The organism is Olivibacter jilunii (assembly GCF_900607235.1).
In the GTDB taxonomy this organism is placed as follows: domain Bacteria; phylum Bacteroidota; class Bacteroidia; order Sphingobacteriales; family Sphingobacteriaceae; genus Olivibacter; species Olivibacter oleidegradans.
Genome location: NZ_LR027850.1, coordinates 269,527 through 286,662, shown reverse-complemented (window position 1 = coordinate 286,662; position 17,136 = coordinate 269,527). Strand labels below are relative to the sequence as shown.

Sequence of the window (17,136 nt, the reverse complement as noted above, 5' to 3'; positions counted from 1 at the left end):
CTGATAGATGAAGTATCATCGCGCTAAGATAATTTATTATCATGAAAATACTCTATATAAATGCCTTATATAGCCCCCTTATACAGGGGGGAGCAGAAATCTCCCTAAAAGCTATTGCGGAGGGGATGCAAGCCGCCGGGCATGAAGTTGCTGTACTGAGTTTAAAGCCCACAGGTGATTTGAGCACAGAAGAGATTGACCATATAAAAGTTTATAGAACGGCATTAAAAAATTTATACTGGCCTTTTGAAAAAATACGAGCAGGAAAACTAGATCGAATGTTTTGGCATGCACGGGATCGATACAATGCAGCCATGAGGCAAGTCGTTAAAAAGGTTATCGAGAAAGAAAAGCCTGATATTGTTTCATGTCATAATTTAGTTGGCTGGAGTGTTGCGGTTTGGGATGAAATAAAAGCTGCGAATATCCCAATTGTTCAGGTACTCCACGATTTGTATTTGCTATGTCCAAACAGTGATATGTTTAAAGATGATGCTTCGTGCGACACGCAGTGTTTTAGTTGTGCTTTATTAAGGCAAAAGCATAAAAAATTGTCGGGTAAAGTAGACGCGGTGATTGGTATTAGTAAGTTTATTCTGAGACGCTTTGAACAGTATCAATACTTTGATAAAGCCAAAAAATACGTCATATACAATACCAGGGAAATACCTGAAACGCCATTACCACAGCCAAGAGCGCATGATACTAATTTCACCATTGGCTATATAGGCACCTTAGCAGAAAAGAAGGGGATTGAATGGTTATTAGACCAATTTAAACGCCTTTCGATCAATGCTCAACTACAAATTGCCGGTGGTGGAAAAGAAGACTATGAGCGCTTCTTAAAAGCCAAAGCCGAGGGTGCGAATATTTCGTTTATCGGCTATACAGATCCGGCGGCATTTTATAAAACTATTGATGTGTTAGTGGTTCCATCACTTTGGCAGGAACCCTTAGGCATGGTGGCAATAGAAGCGCTTGCTTACCATCTGCCGGTTATTGCGAATGCCGTGGGAGGTTTACAAGAGACCGTTATAGAGGGCTTTAATGGGTTATTGTGTACATCAGAAGAGATGAACTCGTTGGGCGATGCGATACAGCGTTTGTATGACGAGCCCTTATTGTACGATACCTTGGTAAAAAATGCGCGCAAATCGGTAGAAGCTATTCTCAGCAAACAAAGGATGATAAATGAGTATTCAACTGTATTAAATGAAACGATCCGTGGAAGCAGGGCATAAACGTTATTTTTTAACAGAGCTATTATTCTGTTTAGCCATACTGAGTGTGTTTCTACCGTGGAAAGTATACCCCATTGTGTTTCTTCTTGCATCGGTTATATTTTTTATCAGCGCATATCAATTGGATCCAAAAAGCCTGAAAAAGTTCCTGCGGCAACCCTGGTTTTTAGCTATCAGTGCGTTCGTTCTCTACGCCTGCGGAAGCTTCTTCCTTACAACAAATGGACAACCGCAAATACGGGACAGCCTGATAAAAATGCTTATCAATATCTGTTTTTTTATAACCGGCATTTACCGGTTAAATCAGCTTGACAAAGCAAGTCTTGTCCGTATAATCGACTGGACGATGCATATTATCTTTTTACTGTGTTTTATACAATTACTTGTATACCATCAAGCGTTCCATTTTCATTTGTTAACAGGTGCCTCTTCTTCCGCTAAGGGCAGCGCTCTATATAATAAAGAATTATTTTTTTGGGGATTAAGTGATAAAAATATGTTTGGAGCCAGACTGGCCTTATTAGGCTTCATCTACCTCTTAATTCCGCTGATAAGGGATTCCCGTATAAGTTGTCTGCGGATCTTACTTGTTTTTTTGCTCGCCTTTCTTTCACTATCGAGAACGCCTATCGTAGCATTACTCATTGGCGTGTTTCTTGTTTTTTGGTTTTTTGCAAAAAAGCCAATCAGAGCTGCTTTGCTTGTTGGTCTATGCGCATTGACGCCTTACCTATTTGTAAAAGTTTTACGTGTAGACACACTCACGGCTTCCAATGATGGTATGGGGGTACGAATAACTTATTGGAAGGCCTTTTTTCAACATTTTGATGAAATCCGTCCGTGGGGCAATGGTTTCTTGAAGGGAGGGGATTTTTTACGGCGACACGCAGCTTACTACCATGGTGAGCCTCATATTCACAACACTTTTTTGTCCAATTACCTGGAACTTGGTATCGTAGGATTCATCTCTTATTGCCTCTTCCTTTGGTTTTTTTATCGCTACTGTATACATATGAATAATCTCCGTAGTTTCTGGCTGGCAGTATTTTTGCCTCTACTAGCCATTATGATGATTCTCTATTCAGGATATGATAACGACATCATACTTTATTTACAGTTGGCATTTGTATTGGGAACTTTTCAAACAATAGTTAAGGAAAAAATAAAAATCGGATTTTAAATGAACACAAAGGTGCTTATTGACAGCAGGTGGGCAGGAAATACAGGAATTGGCAGGCTGTACCGAGAGGTAATGGACAGAAAACCACCACATGTAGTGGGTGAGCATGTTAAAAGCAATATGCGATTGGGGAGCCTTTATTCCCCCTTCATGTTGGGAAAAGCAATCCGTTCTTCTACTGCAGACATTTTCTACAGTCCATCCTTTATGCCACCCGCTTTCTCTAGCATACCTTTTGTCATTACGATACACGACTTGATGCACTTATTTTATTACTCTCCTCTACATAAAATATACTATCAACAAGTCATTGCGCGATTAGCAAAGAAAGCAAAAAAAATAATCACCGTTTCACACCACAGCAAACAGCAACTGGTCCAACTTCTTGGTATTGATGAACACCTCATTACAGTCATTTACAACGGTGTAGACGAACGGTTTATTCAGAATGAGGAGCGTATAAAGCTTGACCGTCCTTACCTATTGTATATTGGTAACCGGCGCAAGAATAAAAACATTCCTGCAATGATTCGCGCTTTTGCGCGTGCTGCAATAGATAAAGAGATAATTTTCGCGCTTTCGGGTGAGCCTGATACTTTCTTGCTTCAAGAGGCAGAACGTTCGGGCGTCCGCGAAAGAATAAAATTTTTAGGTTTCATACAAGAAGAGACTTTGCCACAACTTTATAAGGGTGCTTTGGTCACTCTTTACGCATCCTTAATGGAAGGATTTGGATTACCTATATTGGAAGCGATGGCATCCGGCACGCCTGTTTTGACGTCAAACGTCAGCTCACTTCCGGAAATAGCCGGCCCCGGTGCTTTATGCGTTGACCCTTTCAATATTAACGAAATGGCAAATGGAATCGAGCAATTGGTTAACAATAACGAACTTAGGAATTATTATATCGAAGAAGGAAGGAAACGAATAAACGCTTTTCAGTGGGAACATACCGCAATTCAGACCTGGAAAGCAATACTTTCATAACTCGTAGAGCATGTCAAGATGAAAAAAGTGCTACTTACAAAATTCTGGTTTATTTCTATGAGCCTCATTCTTTGGTGCTGTTCATGCTGCCAAACAAAGCCGAAATCCAACAAGGGCGCCGATACCAAGAAAACCGAAAACACACAAGTTTATCAGGTGTTGAATGTACAAGCCTTTCAAGCGAAAGGAGACGGTAAGGCAGATGATACGGAAAATATACAACGAACCATCAAGGCGGCACAAAGAGGAGATACTATTTTGATCCCGGAAGGGACCTACTTAGTAAAAACACTGGTTTTGAAGTCGGATATTAATATAAAATGTTTAGGGTTATTAAAACAAGTTCTTCCGAGCGACACACAGAACTTCACCCGTGTTGTCCAAAATTCCTCCGCTCCTCTATTCTTTGGAAGAAATTTAAGGAACGTAAACCTGCGTTTTCGCGCATTTACCGTAAACGAAGCATTGTATGTCTCAAAAAGCACCAATATTCGCATTACAGATACCCACATCAAAGGAAATGACAAAAAAATATATGCCTTTCCCGGCATGCTGTTTTATGAGTGTGATACCATCGCTATTAGGAACAGCAACATCACCTCCTACGGTTCCGCGCGCCAGTCAGCCTCGACCTACCAAGCAGGAACCGGGATTCGATTACTATCTTGCAGTAACATTAAGATCGAAAACAATCAGATAATAAAAAATGGCGAGAATGGTATTTTTATGCACGGAAGCGGCAGAGCAACTATAAAAAATAACCACATCGCGTACAATGGAATGAGTGCTATTCAGATTGGCTTCGGGAAAGCAAAAAAAGAGCAGTACTTTGACATTTCCAACAATACATTGAATCATAACGCGGCCGATGCTATTGATATCAACAATAAAATAACTTCCGACCCTTTTCCCATTCACTGTATTATAAAAAGCAACAGGAGCTTGAATAACGGATTTGTTGCAGGCAAATCAACAGTGGACGGATCGGGATTGGCTACTTTAGTTAATGTAAGCGAAGTTCAACTCTTCAATAATAGATCGCAGCGATCGAATCGCCCGGCACTTTACTTAGAACGCTGCGGTATTATCCAGGCCGAAAACAATATCACTGATAATAAAGTAGAAATTGTAAAGTCGTTTAATACGATTTTTTTAAAGAATAACACGTTCGATGCCTTAACTGCACTTGCAAACACGAAAGGTACTACTTTACAATTAGCAGGGAATAAGCTCCGAACTTTATTGCTACCAAATGGTATTACGATAGATTCGCTCATTTTAACCCGTAACTTGCTTACCAATGCGAGCTTGAATATTAACCTGCAAGGTCGTGTAATACTGAACGAAAATAAGATTTTCAGCAACCAACCAACCGGCGCCGTCCTACTTGTCAAATCAAAGAGTGCTTCACTTGCAAATAATAGTATAAAGAGTACTTCCGGTTATGCTATTACTGTTAGAAAGACAGCCGATGCAGTTCGTCTGGAACACAATATTATCGAATCGGTTAACGCTTGTATTATAGATGAAGGCTCCAAGAACTTAGTAGTAGAGTTTAACGAACTTATTTCTCTTCAGGGTGGAAAATTAAATAGAACATTAATAAGCCAAAACCCTAACAACCTTATACTGAGAGGCAATACGCATAAAGGTGGCAAAACGGACAACTCAATCCGTTTAGAAGGTACCGGACACGCCTATATTGCCGACGAGGAAATTGTTAGCGGATATCCTGATTATGGTAAGGTTGTTGTTAAGAAGTTGTAGTTAGAAATGAAAACGATATTATATATTCCCACCCTAAATGCCGGAAAGTTATGGGCAGACGTAATTCAAAGCATTAAGACACAGCTTGTTCAACCCGATAAGGTTGTAATTATTGACTCCGGCTCAACCGATGGTACACTGTCGCACCCTTCCATGAAAGATTTCGAGATTATCCACATTGATAAAAAAGATTTTGACCATGGAGGGACGAGGCAGATGGCGGTTAATCGCTTCCCCGATGCTGACATATACGTTTTTCTGACACAAGATGCAGTCCTTGCCAATGCGCATTCCCTAGGCAATCTAATAAAGGTATTTGACAAAAATCCTCAAATTGGAGTAGCTTACGGACGCCAACTTCCACATATTGGAGCGAAAGGATTAGAAGCTCATGCCCGGCTATTTAACTACCCCGCACACTCGCAATTGCGCGGGCTGGATAATAGAAGTAAGTATGGTATTAAAACGGCCTCCTGCTCAAACTCTTTTGCTGCCTATCGGAGAACAGCATTTGAAGAAGCCGGTGGCTTTCCGAGCGGCACTATTTTGGGAGAAGATGTTATAGCAGCCGGGCGTATTATCTTAAATGGTTGGCAACTTGCCTACCTCGCAGATGCGCAAGCCCATCATTCCCATAGTTATTCGGTAAAAGAAGAGTTCAAACGATATTTCGATATCGGCGTTTTCCACGCCACCAATGCGTGGATATTTCAAAACTTTGGACATGCAGAATCGGAAGGTTTTAAATATGTAAAGTCTGAATTTTCTTATATCGTTAAACATCATGTTACTGAACTTCCAAAAGCTTTTTTCTCTACCGCCGCCAAATGGTTCGGTTACAAGCTTGGACTGGCCCATAGATATTTACCCACCCTTTGGAATAAATGCTTTTCCATGCATAAAGCGTATTGGAAATGATCTCAAAGCAATATAGATCGCTAATCGAACCCTCCATTTTGTGGAAAAAAATCCCCACTTATTATCGCTAACAAATTGAAATTGAATCTAAAAAGTGGGTTTAAATACCTATAAACAGGCATTCGGGGATTTGGCATATTTCTTGGCTTTTGCTTAACATATAATTAGAAGAGACATGTTAAGAGATTCGCAAATACAAGAAATGAAGCAGGCTACCAGTGTAGATCAAAGCATTGTTGTGCCTAATGTGATGCTAAGAACATCGTTTACCAGTTTAATTGAAAACAATTTTTTGCACTATGCAGACTTCCCTATCATTCTTATTAATAAAGGTGAAGCGCTCGATATAACGTCTAAATTTTTCAAAAGAAGCTTTGATATCGTATTTTCTCTAGTGGCTTTGATTCTTGGCTTTCCCCTATTTTTATTAGTTGCCATTATTACCAAGCTAAGCTCAAAAGGGCCCGTTTTTTACAAACAAGAACGTATCGGCTTACATGAGAAACCATTTTTCATCTATAAGTTTAGAAGCATGTATATTGATGCGGAGAAGTTTGGTCCGCAGTTAGCTCAGGATGTAGATCCACGTATCACACCATGGGGAAGGCTGATGCGTAAAACGCGCCTTGACGAAATTCCGCAATTTTGGAATGTGTTAAAAGGTGATATGTCAATTGTTGGTCCTCGTCCGGAAAGAGCACATTTTATTAAGCAAATTGTAGATAAAGCCCCGAGCTATAAAAAATTATTGACTATCAAACCAGGTATTACTTCTATTGGACAGGTTAATTTTGGATATGCGCAAACGGTTGATGAAATGTGTGAGCGGATGTTATTAGACTTGCAATATTTACAAGGAATTAACTTCTTTGCCGACCTCCAAATAATTTTTAAGACGGTAAAGGTCATGTTTCAAGGAAAAGGTAAATAGATATTAGGCATCATTTTTGTAAAAATGTTATAGCATCTATCTATTTATATAATGAAAAAACAAACTATTGGAGACAGCAATTCCAAACCACCTTACATAAACCACACCATACTAGATAAGAAGAGAAGCTTAAGGCCTTTCTCTTCTTTTTTGCATACACAAAGCGGCAAGCCAACCTCTCCAAAAGAGGGTATATTGAATTATGTATTTTATTGTGACCAACCGTCGCAACAAAACTATGCAGTCATTCAATTTCGGAAATTAGTCATTGAGAACAGCTATTACCTTAACATCAAACAACAAAGCAATCTGAACGATGACGAGATCAACAACTTTATTAATTACACTTACATTCCTTCAGATAATCTCCATGATACGCTTGCACAAATTTTAGTAGATTTTATGATCAGCCAACCCGATGCGTTATTGATTATTGAGAAAGATACGGGGCTTTTTCAAGTCCTTTTAAAAAGTTTGTGGAAGGAATTTACAGCACTTTTTGACGTTCAGGGGCTTTATGATGGCTCTTGGGTTTCAGTTAAGCCTGATTTGGATTACAAAGCCTATTCTTTGCGGCGAAAATCCAAACTATAGGCCAGGTATATTTTAGCTGAATATACTTCACATGTAATATAAAGTTTGTGCACTGACCTTTCTCTATTGCCTCCATAAAATAGTTACGCAATCGGTTGCGTTGATTATCTTTTTGTTCTATTTTAGCTCCTTACAAATATTATAAACAATCACGTTCAAAAAAACGCTTTATTTATGTGTGGAATTGTAGGCTATATTGGGCATAGGGATGCCTGGGAAATAATAATCAAAGGGTTAAAAAGATTAGAATACAGAGGATACGACAGTGCGGGTGTCGCACTTGTAAATGGAGAAATGAACATTTACAAAAAAGCCGGTAAAGTGAATGACCTCGAGCGCTTTGCAGAAAATGAAGAACTGTCCGGTAGTTTAGGAATGGGGCATACACGATGGGCTACTCATGGAGCACCGAGTGACAGAAATGCACACCCCCATCTTTCCGGGAGCCAAAAATTAGCTATCGTTCACAACGGAATTATAGAAAATTACGCTGCAATCAAGGAAATGCTTGTTCAAAAAGGACATACATTTTTAAGCGACACCGACACGGAAGTTCTTATTAAATTAATAGAACAGATTCAAATGGAGGGTGAATCTGATTTGCGAGAAGCCGTTCGAGTTGCATTGACACATGTTACAGGTGCTTTCGCCATCGTAATCTTAAGTAAAGAAGAACCGGATTTATTAATTGCTGCCAGGAAAGGGAGCCCTATGGTAATTGGAATAGGAGAACATGAATACTTTGTTGCCTCTGATGCATCGCCGATTGTTGAGTATACGAAGCAGGTATATTATCCTGATGATAATGTGCTTGTATTTCTTAACAGAGAAAATATGGAGATAAGAGACCTCGCAAATCTGAAAATTACTCCATATATTCAAGAGCTTGAATTAGAACTGGAAGCGTTAGAGAAAGGTGGATACGAACATTTTATGCTTAAAGAAATTCATGAGCAGCCGCGTTCCATTGCCAACTGTATGCGCGGACGAATCCATGCAGAGGAAGCACGAATCAACCTTGGAGGAATAAGCGAATACGCCAATAAATTTTTGCAGGCACAACGGATTATTATTGTGTCTTGCGGAACTTCATGGCACGCTGGATTGGTAGGTGAGTACCTAATTGAGGAATATGCACGGATACCCGTGGAGGTAGAATATGCTTCCGAATTTAGGTATAGGAATCCTATTATCGGTAAAGACGATATAGTCATTGCCATTTCGCAGTCAGGCGAAACAGCAGATACGATGGCAGCGGTAGAGTTAGCAAAAAAAGCCGGAGCAACGATCTTTGGAATATGCAATGTTGTCGGATCTTCTATTCCACGACTATCGCATGCCGGGATGTATACCCATGCAGGCCCGGAAATCGGCGTCGCTTCTACCAAGGCCTTTACGGCGCAGGTGACCGCGCTTTCACTTTTAGCCCTTTATATAGCAAAGCATAAAGGCAGTTTGCCTTCCTCCAGAATTGCGACCTTACTAGCCGAATTGCAAAAAACACCGGATCTCATCACAAGCTGCTTAAAAAGCGAGCCACTTGTACAATTAATTGCAAGCGAAATTAAGGACAGTACGAATTGCTTATTCCTTGGCCGCGGTATCAACTTTCCTGTAGCACTTGAAGGGGCACTTAAACTAAAAGAAATTTCTTACATTCATGCCGAAGGCTATCCTGCCGCAGAAATGAAGCATGGTCCGATTGCTTTAATAGATGAGCAAATGCCTGTTGTAGTTATTGCTACTAAAGATTCTTCGTACGAAAAAATTATCAGTAATATACAGGAAGTGAAAGCACGTAAAGGTAAGATCATCGCTATTGTAACCGAGGGAGATACGGTCATCCGAGACATAGCAGATTATATCATCGAAATTCCGTTTTGTGAAGAAGCATTAACACCTATTTTAGCCACAATCCCGCTGCAACTGCTATCCTATCACATTGCCGTTATGAGGGGTTGCAATGTCGACCAGCCTAGAAACTTGGCAAAATCAGTAACGGTAGAATAATGGTTAAGATTTTAAAGCGTCCAGCACAAGTACCCGTAGAACCACCAACGGGTACTTATTGTGCTTAGACTATTCACACATGAAAAACGTCGATATGATATAAGTTTATATTCTTTGATAAAAATACAATTTATTTTTTATTTTAATAAAAAAAATTCAAATATTTTTTCAAAGTGTTACTTATTTACAAAAAGGAACAGTTGGTACACAAACAATTTTGGTTTTACAAGCTGCTATCCTAGCTATCAGCTGTTGGTGTACCCTGTTTTCCGTATCATTTTCTCCAATTCAGTCCTCACACTTTCTTCACTTACTTGTTTTTGAAGAAAGCCGTCAGCTCCTGCCTTCAAATATTTAGCGGCGTAAAGTTCTTCCTCAAGTGTAGAAAAAACCAATACCTTTGTTTCGCATCGTTTCTTTTTGATAAAATTCAAGGTCTTTTGAAAACTTCCATTTGGCATTTTGATATCTAATACGATTAATGAAAGTCTTCTTTTGCTACCATGTCCAATACCCCCTGGTAGTTATCCGTTTGTCTAATAATGGCTTTGGGATATTGCTTTTGAATAATAAGGGAAATACCCAACCTAACAATAGAATGATCGTCGGCTATTAATATGTGGGGCGTGGCCATAAATTCATCAATTAGTAGCTTTTATAAATTCAAGTCTTACTGTTGTTCCGCTTCCAAGGGACGACTGTACAGAAAGTCTTCCCTTTTGCATATCCATAAAATCTCGGCAAATCATTAACGTAATCCCAATTCCTGTTTCCCCTGCAGTCCCAAGGTACTTGATCTTACCTGGATTATAAATATTTTTGAGTGTTTCTTCATTCATTCCTATTCCGGCATCTACAATGTCAACATATATTCTGCTATTATCCACTTGTTCCAATCTAATAGAGATACTTCCTCCCTTATCAGTAAATTTAATAGCATTATCCAGCACATGCTTAATAACAAACTGAGTCAGCATTGGATAGCCACTAGCGCGCATTACTTCTTCATAATAAGAGACGGAGACTGTTATTTGCTTTGCTTGGATAGCAGCATTATGCTGTTCCAATACGGAAGCTATAATGGCTTTCAAATTAAGTGCTACGGGGTCCTCATCTAACACCACCGATTGCTCTCTTGCCCAAACAACGGTTTTGTTAAACCCCTCCAACTGCAGCTCGGCTGTTTTTTTTAATTCCGGTAATAGCTCCAAAAACACCTCGTCGCCAATTCCGCGCTTTAAATAGTTATCTACAAACCAAATTGTATTTCCCAGAAAACCTCTCAGGTCATGCACAAGCAAACTAATCCACTTTATTTTCAATTGATTACTCTCCTCCAACTTCAAGATAGTTCTCTCTTGCTCTGCGATGACTGCTAATAGTTCCTCTTTACTTTTTGATAGCATTTATAACAAATCGATTAGAAAACACCAAACCCATTGTTCAAAAATATTGTCTTTTTGATGTTTATCGTTAAAGCTAATATTTTTTCTGCGCATATTTATATAAAATAATAAAACACCCAAATGCCTCTATTTGTTAAGTAGTTATCAACACAAATTTTTATGAACGAGCCAATAACTGTTCCTTTATTAAAAAAATTGAAGGAAAACGGATTTACTACATTAATAGCAAGTGCCCGGGACGGCGACGACTTAGTATACATTCCGAGCAAAGAGCCTGAAAGAGGGGAACTTATGGACGATGCGTCCGTTACAGCGTTAAGTGAAAAGGAGTTATTGGGTATAGACGAAGTACTTAATAACTTTTCTTATTATCAAGAGAAAGGTATTGAAATCGAAATTGATGCAGGAGAATAGAGAAATCAGTTAAGCGTTTAAGGCGTCATAAAAGCCGATGATTGCCGTTACGCGGCAGTCATCGGCTTTTTATTTACTTTTTTTCACTCATATAAAAGATGAGCTCTCCTCCGTTCATTAAATCAGCGTGTTTTAGCTTATAGCTCTTAACTTCTTCACCGTTTAGCGTTACTTTCTTAACAAAAACATTTTTATCTGACTGATTAATCGCTTTTACTATGAGGGTGTTCCCATTGTCGAACTGTAATTTTGCATTTCGAACGGCGGGGCTTCCCAACCAATATTCGTCAGATGCCGGAGCCACCGGGTAAAAGCCTAGCGAACTAAAGATGAACCAAGCACTCATTTGGCCGCAGTCATCATTTCCACCTAAACCGTCTGCCCCATTGTGATATTGATGCTTAAGAATCATTCGGATCTTTTGCTGAGCCTTCCAAGGCTCACCTGTTATATTATACAAGTAAGCTACGTGGTGCGAAGGCTCATTTCCATGCACATAATTCCCGATAATGCCATCTCTTGTAATATCTTCCGTATGTGCGAAGAACTCATCTGGCAAATGCATACTAAATAGCGAGTCTAAATAGCGGGACAAACGCTTCTTACCGCCCATATTGACCATCATTCCTTCAGGGTCGTGAGGCACATATAAACTAAAGTTCCATGCATTCCCTTCAATAAATCCTTGTCCATCGGTCTTAAGTACATCAAAATCTCTTTTAAAGGTGCCATCAGTCATCCGCGGACGCATAAATCCAACGGAAGGATCATATACGTTTTTCCAATTGGATGACCGTTTAATAAAATCCTGATACACATCCATTCTTCCCAATTTTTTAGCTAACTGAGCGATACACCAATCGTCATAGGCATATTCGAGTGTATTGGATACAGCGGTTCCGGAAATATCGGCAGGAACATATCCTTTGTCGATATAGGCACCAATACCATCATAGTTTCTGGCATTTGCAGTTTGGATGCAAGCCTCTAATGCGGCCAATGCATCCCCTTTATAAACACCCTTTATGATAGCATCTGCAATAACCGATACGCTGTGATAACCGCTCATACACCAGTTATCGTTTGCATAATGCGACCAAATAGGAAGCATATGCAAAACACTTTGTTGATAATGTGCCATCATAGAAGCTACCATATCGGCGTTTCGTTTCGGATTGACGAGATTAAGATAGGGATGAAAAGCCCTAAACGTGTCCCACAACGAAAAAGATGTATAATTCGTGAATCCATCCGCCTGATGCACTTCTTGATCCAAGCCTTTATACTGACCGTTGTTATCCATGTACATTGTCGGCATAAGGGCCGCATGATACATTGCCGTATAGAAGTTAATACGATCCTCATTAGTTGGAACATCAACAACGATCTTTTGCAACTCTTTTTCCCATAATTGCTGTCCATGGTGTTTAACTCGGTCAAAGTCCCAATGCGGAATTTCAGCTTGCATATTAGCCAGCGCATTTTGCATACTTACAGGACTTATGGCAAATTTTATTTTGACCTTTTCTCCCTCTTCAGTACTAAAATCGAAGTGCATTCTGAGTTTTTTTCCAGCAAGATCCGGAAAATTTTTCTCTTGATTGAATTTTCGCCAAAAGCCTTTGTATACCTGTACAGGGTCATTATTTTGGGTACCATATTCTTTAAAAGGCTTCGAAAAACTCATCGCAAAGTAAACCGTTCGCGTTCGCCCCCAACCATTAGTTTGTCTATAACCGGTCACTAAACTATCATTGACTACCCGTACAACAGTCCATACGTTCTTATCATCATAGTTGTAAATTCCAGCCATCAAATCGAGAATAATATGACCATTACTTGATTTTGGAAACGTATATTGGTGAAATCCAACCCGAGCAGAGGTAGTCAATTCTGCCAAAATCTGATGATCATCTAGTTTTACCCGATAGTAATTAGGCTCTGCAACCTCATTATCATGGCTGTAGGCTGAACGATAACCATTTTCAGGTTGATCACTCGTTCCCGGATTCATCTGCACGTCTCCTGTGGTAGGCATAATTAAAAAATCGCCTAAATCGGAGTGGCCTGTTCCACTAAAATGCGTATGACTGAAACCTACGATTGTAGGATCCGCATACTGGTAACCCGCACAATATTTGTATACTTCCCCATTATATTTCCCATCCACGGCATACGGAATGGTATCGGTATCCGGACTAAGCTGTACCGAACCGAACGGTACCGTCGCTCCGGGAAAGGTATGTCCCATTTTTGCTGTTCCGATAATTGGTTTAACATACTGCACCAACGATAAATCTTGCGCATATGCCCCTATCGGGAGCATAAGAAAAATCAAGATTTTCTTCCATTTATTCATATATAGTTACTTATTTATTATCCACTGCTATCTTAAAGAGTACCCAAGGGTTCGCTTCACTACACCTACTTCTTAAAATAAGCCATTTTAGTGTTAAAAGCGAAATATTTTTATAAAACGTTAAGAGGAATACGTTATTGCTCTTATAATAAAGACAGCCGCAATCCTTATCAACAAACCAAAATGAGGATTGAACGGCCGTCTACGTGTAAATATATTAGCTAATTGTTGGTTTTTTTGCATACTCAGCCCATAGTTCGTCTACGGTTTTACCGGTATTCTTTTCCCAAAAAATATCCGAATACGTTTTAGTGCGCATTGCTGCATCTAGTTTTTTAATCGTGCCCCTTTTTATGTTTTTTTCAATCCAGTAGAAGAAGCGGGCAGTTATCCGATATGCGTTTTCATAAGATTGTTTTTCGTCAAATTCCGGTAGTTTCCAGTTTGCCCCTTCGTTGTCGACACCCAAAGTAAACCTCACGTAATCCGCAATCCCCTCTGTTATCCAGCCTGGCCCCGCACCGTCCGGATAAGATTGGACAAGGTGCATCACTTCATGCGTAACGACATCTACATCACCTGGATTCTTCTTAAACCATAGGGGATTAAAACGTACGACACCTCCAGCCGCAGCAGCAACACCTTTATAATCGGGATCAATTACAAAAACAACCTTCCTTGTCGTTTTCTTATTATATATTTTAGCCTCTTTGGGATAATTTATAAAAAAGACTTCAACAAGCCTCTTTTTAACCACCGTATCGAAGTCCACCGATTTGTTAATAAATATCAAACTATATTTTCCCTGCTTCATTGTATCGACAGACGTAGCTATTTTTATATCTTCATCTACTGCATCCCAGCGATTTTGAGCATGAGCGACCTGACACTGTATATAAATGAACCCGATTAGTGAAAGTACTTTGAATTTTGAAATAAACATTATTGAAAATTTTAATGCATGACCAGAAGCCTTTTAAGCAACGTGTCTTGCTGCGTTTTTTGGTTTCGTTACTAATTGCTTGATGAAAACGAAAAAGGATATGCTTTTGCGTTGGTCCCCCTCGTTTTATTGGGTGTTTTATCCATTTGAAATAACAACTGACCACCATCTAAAATACGTTGGTGGCTTATCCAATTTTGATCAAGAGCCTTACCGTCTAACAAGGCGTCTTTGATGTAACGATTTTCATTATTATTTTGCGGCGCCGCAATTTCGAATCTTTTACCGTTCTCGAGGCGTAATATTACTTTTTTGAACAAAGGGGCACCCAAAACATATTGATCAGTGGCAGGACATACCGGATAGAAGCCTAACGCGGAAAATACATACCATGCCGATGTTTGGCCGTTATCTTCATCTCCACAGTAGCCGTCAGGAGTAGCTAAGTATAACCGGTTCATAACCTCTCGTACCCAATATTGGGTTTTCCAGGGTTGCCCCGCATAGTTATAAAGATAGATCATATGTTGAATAGGCTGGTTTCCATGAGCATATTGCCCCATATTAGCGATCTGCATTTCCCTAATCTCATGAATAACACCTCCGTAATAGCTATCGTCAAAGGTGGGCGACTGGTTAAATACAGAATCGAGCATGGTTACAAAAATCTTTTCACCACCCATTAAGTCGATAAGTCCCTGCACATCATGAAAAACACTCCAGGAATAATGCCAGCTGTTACCTTCGGTAAACGCATCTCCCCACTTAAGCGGATTAAAAGGCGACTGAAAAGAGCCGTCTTTATTTTTTCCCCGCATTAAATTCGATTCTTTATCGAACAGATTACGATAATTTTGACTGCGTTTTGCATACAATTCGATTTCCTTCTTTGGCTTTTTAAGTGCTTTTGCCAGTTGATAAATGGCAAAATCATCATAGGCATATTCCAATGTTCTCGCCGCATTCTCATTAATCTTTACATCGTAGGGAACATAGCCTAAACTGTTGTAGTATTCAACGCCCTTTCTTCCAACGGCAGACATCGGCCCCTCATTATTGGCGCCATGAATCAAGGCTTCATATAATTTCTCAATGTCATATCCCCTTAGGCCTTTTATATACGCATCAGCTACAACTGAAGCTGAGTTATTACCGACCATAATATCAGCAAAACCAGGACTACTCCATTCAGGTAAAAATCCCCCTTCTTTGTAATCATTAATAAGCCCTTCTTGCATTTCTTTATTGATGGAAGGGTACATCAGGTTTAAAAATGGATAAAGAGCTCTAAATGTATCCCAAAAACCTGTCCCGGCAAACATGTATCCTGGAAGAACTTCACCATTATAAGGACTATAATGGACAATTTTGCCCTTTGCATCTACTTCATAAAGCTTATTGGGGAAAAATAGCGTACGGTATAAGCAGGAATAAAAAGTTTGCAACTGATCAACACTGGCACCCTCTACCTGCAGTCTGCCCAGCTTCTCATTCCATACTGCACGTCCTTTGCCGGCAATTTGATCGAATGAATCATTGGCGAGTTCTTTCAAATTAAGCAATGCTTGTTCTTCGCTAATGAAAGAAGAGGCCACTTTTGCATGTACCTGATCTGTCTTTCCACGCACTGAAAACCCTACAACGGCACCTACGTGATCAGCAGCCAATTCCGTTCGATTGGGATATTTCGTTGAATCGGCCCAAGTTGCGAAATTGCTGAACGGTTTATCAAAGACGATTACGAAATAATTTTTGAAATTCTTTAGCTTTCCTCTGCTGTAACGGGAAGAATATCCAACGATCATATTCTTTTCCGGGATTATTTTTACCTTCGAACCACGGTCAAAAGCATCCAATACTACAAACGCACTATCGGTTTTGGAAAAAGAGAAACGAAACATGGCTGCTCTTTCGGTAGGCGTTACCTCGGCGGTTACGTCATGGTCTGCCAAATACACGCTGTAGTAATAAGGTTTAGATACTTCCGCTTTATGCGAAAACCAGCTGGCTCGGTCCTCTTCATCAAATACCGCTTTACCACTTACCGGCATAAGAGAGAATTGTCCGTAGTCGTTCATCCAAGGGGATGGTTGATGCGTTTGCTTCAAACCTCGAATTTTATCAGCCGCATATGTATACTGCCAGCCATTGCCATTCTTACCCGTTTGCGGTGTCCAAAAGTTCATTCCCCAAGGCAATCCAATTGCAGGATATGTATTTCCGTTAGACAAGGAAACTTTTGAGTCGGTGCCCATTAAGGGGTTTACGTAGTCGACCGGGTCGACCATTACTTCATTACTTTGCGCGCATGCAGGCTGCAGGGCCCCTAAGCCGCTGATCATGAAGACAGCAAAAGCATACGCCTTTATTTTATTTATCATCATAT

Annotated in this window: 15 protein-coding genes; 9 read left to right on the top strand and 6 right to left on the bottom strand. The window is 39.9% G+C overall.

What is annotated here, in order from left to right:
* Positions 1-41: 41 nt before the first annotated feature.
* The 8 genes from E0E36_RS12440 (at position 42) to glmS (ending at position 9,628) form a co-directional block, all read left to right on the top strand.
* Entirely contained in the window at positions 42-1,241 is a 1,200-nt protein-coding gene (locus E0E36_RS12440) for a glycosyltransferase family 4 protein (protein WP_013665351.1), read from the top strand.
* Positions 1,213-2,421, top strand: a complete 1,209-nt coding sequence (locus E0E36_RS12435; RefSeq protein ID WP_130856232.1) for an O-antigen ligase family protein — start codon at positions 1,213-1,215, stop codon at positions 2,419-2,421. Before E0E36_RS12440 ends, E0E36_RS12435 begins: the two co-directional genes overlap by 29 nt.
* Positions 2,422-3,408 (top strand): glycosyltransferase family 4 protein, encoded by a 987-nt coding sequence (locus E0E36_RS12430; RefSeq protein ID WP_013665349.1) that lies wholly within the window; start codon positions 2,422-2,424, stop codon positions 3,406-3,408.
* A gap of 57 nt (positions 3,409-3,465) precedes the next feature.
* Positions 3,466-5,175 carry a right-handed parallel beta-helix repeat-containing protein gene (locus E0E36_RS12425; RefSeq protein WP_165446976.1) on the top strand — a complete coding sequence of 570 codons (1,710 nt, stop codon included), beginning with the start codon at positions 3,466-3,468 and terminating at the stop codon, positions 5,173-5,175.
* Positions 5,176-5,181: 6 nt separating this feature from the next.
* Complete coding sequence (locus tag E0E36_RS12420; RefSeq protein WP_130856230.1) at positions 5,182-6,093, top strand: glycosyltransferase family 2 protein; 912 nt, start codon at positions 5,182-5,184, stop codon at positions 6,091-6,093.
* 175 nt (positions 6,094-6,268) lie between these two features.
* A complete protein-coding gene (locus tag E0E36_RS12415) occupies positions 6,269-7,024 on the top strand; it encodes a sugar transferase (protein WP_013665346.1) in 756 nt (251 codons plus the stop codon).
* Between the two features lie 51 nt (positions 7,025-7,075).
* Positions 7,076-7,618: a DUF6934 family protein gene (locus E0E36_RS12410; protein WP_013665345.1), complete on the top strand. Its 543-nt coding sequence runs from the start codon at positions 7,076-7,078 to the stop codon at positions 7,616-7,618.
* A 174-nt stretch (positions 7,619-7,792) separates the two neighbouring features.
* Positions 7,793-9,628: a glutamine--fructose-6-phosphate transaminase (isomerizing) gene (gene glmS / locus E0E36_RS12405; RefSeq protein WP_013665344.1), complete on the top strand. Its 1,836-nt coding sequence runs from the start codon at positions 7,793-7,795 to the stop codon at positions 9,626-9,628.
* A 245-nt stretch (positions 9,629-9,873) separates the two neighbouring features.
* Here glmS and E0E36_RS12400 read toward each other — a convergent pair whose 3' ends face one another.
* Genes E0E36_RS12400 through E0E36_RS12390 form a run of 3 tightly spaced genes read right to left on the bottom strand, consistent with a single transcriptional unit; the run spans position 9,874 to position 11,034 of the window.
* Positions 9,874-10,089, bottom strand: coding sequence for a response regulator (locus E0E36_RS12400; RefSeq protein WP_130856229.1), 216 nt, complete (start codon positions 10,087-10,089; stop codon positions 9,874-9,876).
* Positions 10,090-10,106: 17 nt separating this feature from the next.
* The gene (locus tag E0E36_RS12395) at positions 10,107-10,262 is read right to left on the bottom strand and encodes a response regulator (protein ID WP_130856228.1); all 156 of its coding nucleotides are present in this window, start codon (positions 10,260-10,262) and stop codon (positions 10,107-10,109) included.
* 7 nt (positions 10,263-10,269) lie between these two features.
* The gene (locus E0E36_RS12390) at positions 10,270-11,034 is read right to left on the bottom strand and encodes a sensor histidine kinase (RefSeq protein WP_130856227.1); all 765 of its coding nucleotides are present in this window, start codon (positions 11,032-11,034) and stop codon (positions 10,270-10,272) included.
* A gap of 159 nt (positions 11,035-11,193) precedes the next feature.
* Between E0E36_RS12390 and E0E36_RS12385 the strand changes: the two genes are divergently transcribed.
* A complete protein-coding gene (locus E0E36_RS12385) occupies positions 11,194-11,448 on the top strand; it encodes a hypothetical protein (RefSeq protein WP_130856226.1) in 255 nt (84 codons plus the stop codon).
* Positions 11,449-11,521: 73 nt separating this feature from the next.
* Here E0E36_RS12385 and E0E36_RS12380 read toward each other — a convergent pair whose 3' ends face one another.
* From E0E36_RS12380 to E0E36_RS12370, 3 genes are all read right to left on the bottom strand, one after another.
* Positions 11,522-13,807, bottom strand: coding sequence for a GH92 family glycosyl hydrolase (locus E0E36_RS12380; RefSeq protein WP_130856225.1), 2,286 nt, complete (start codon positions 13,805-13,807; stop codon positions 11,522-11,524).
* Between the two features lie 217 nt (positions 13,808-14,024).
* Positions 14,025-14,750, bottom strand: coding sequence for a basic secretory protein-like protein (locus E0E36_RS12375; protein WP_013665339.1), 726 nt, complete (start codon positions 14,748-14,750; stop codon positions 14,025-14,027).
* Positions 14,751-14,821: 71 nt separating this feature from the next.
* Complete coding sequence (locus E0E36_RS12370; protein ID WP_371718394.1) at positions 14,822-17,134, bottom strand: GH92 family glycosyl hydrolase; 2,313 nt, start codon at positions 17,132-17,134, stop codon at positions 14,822-14,824.
* Positions 17,135-17,136: the final 2 nt, after the last annotated feature.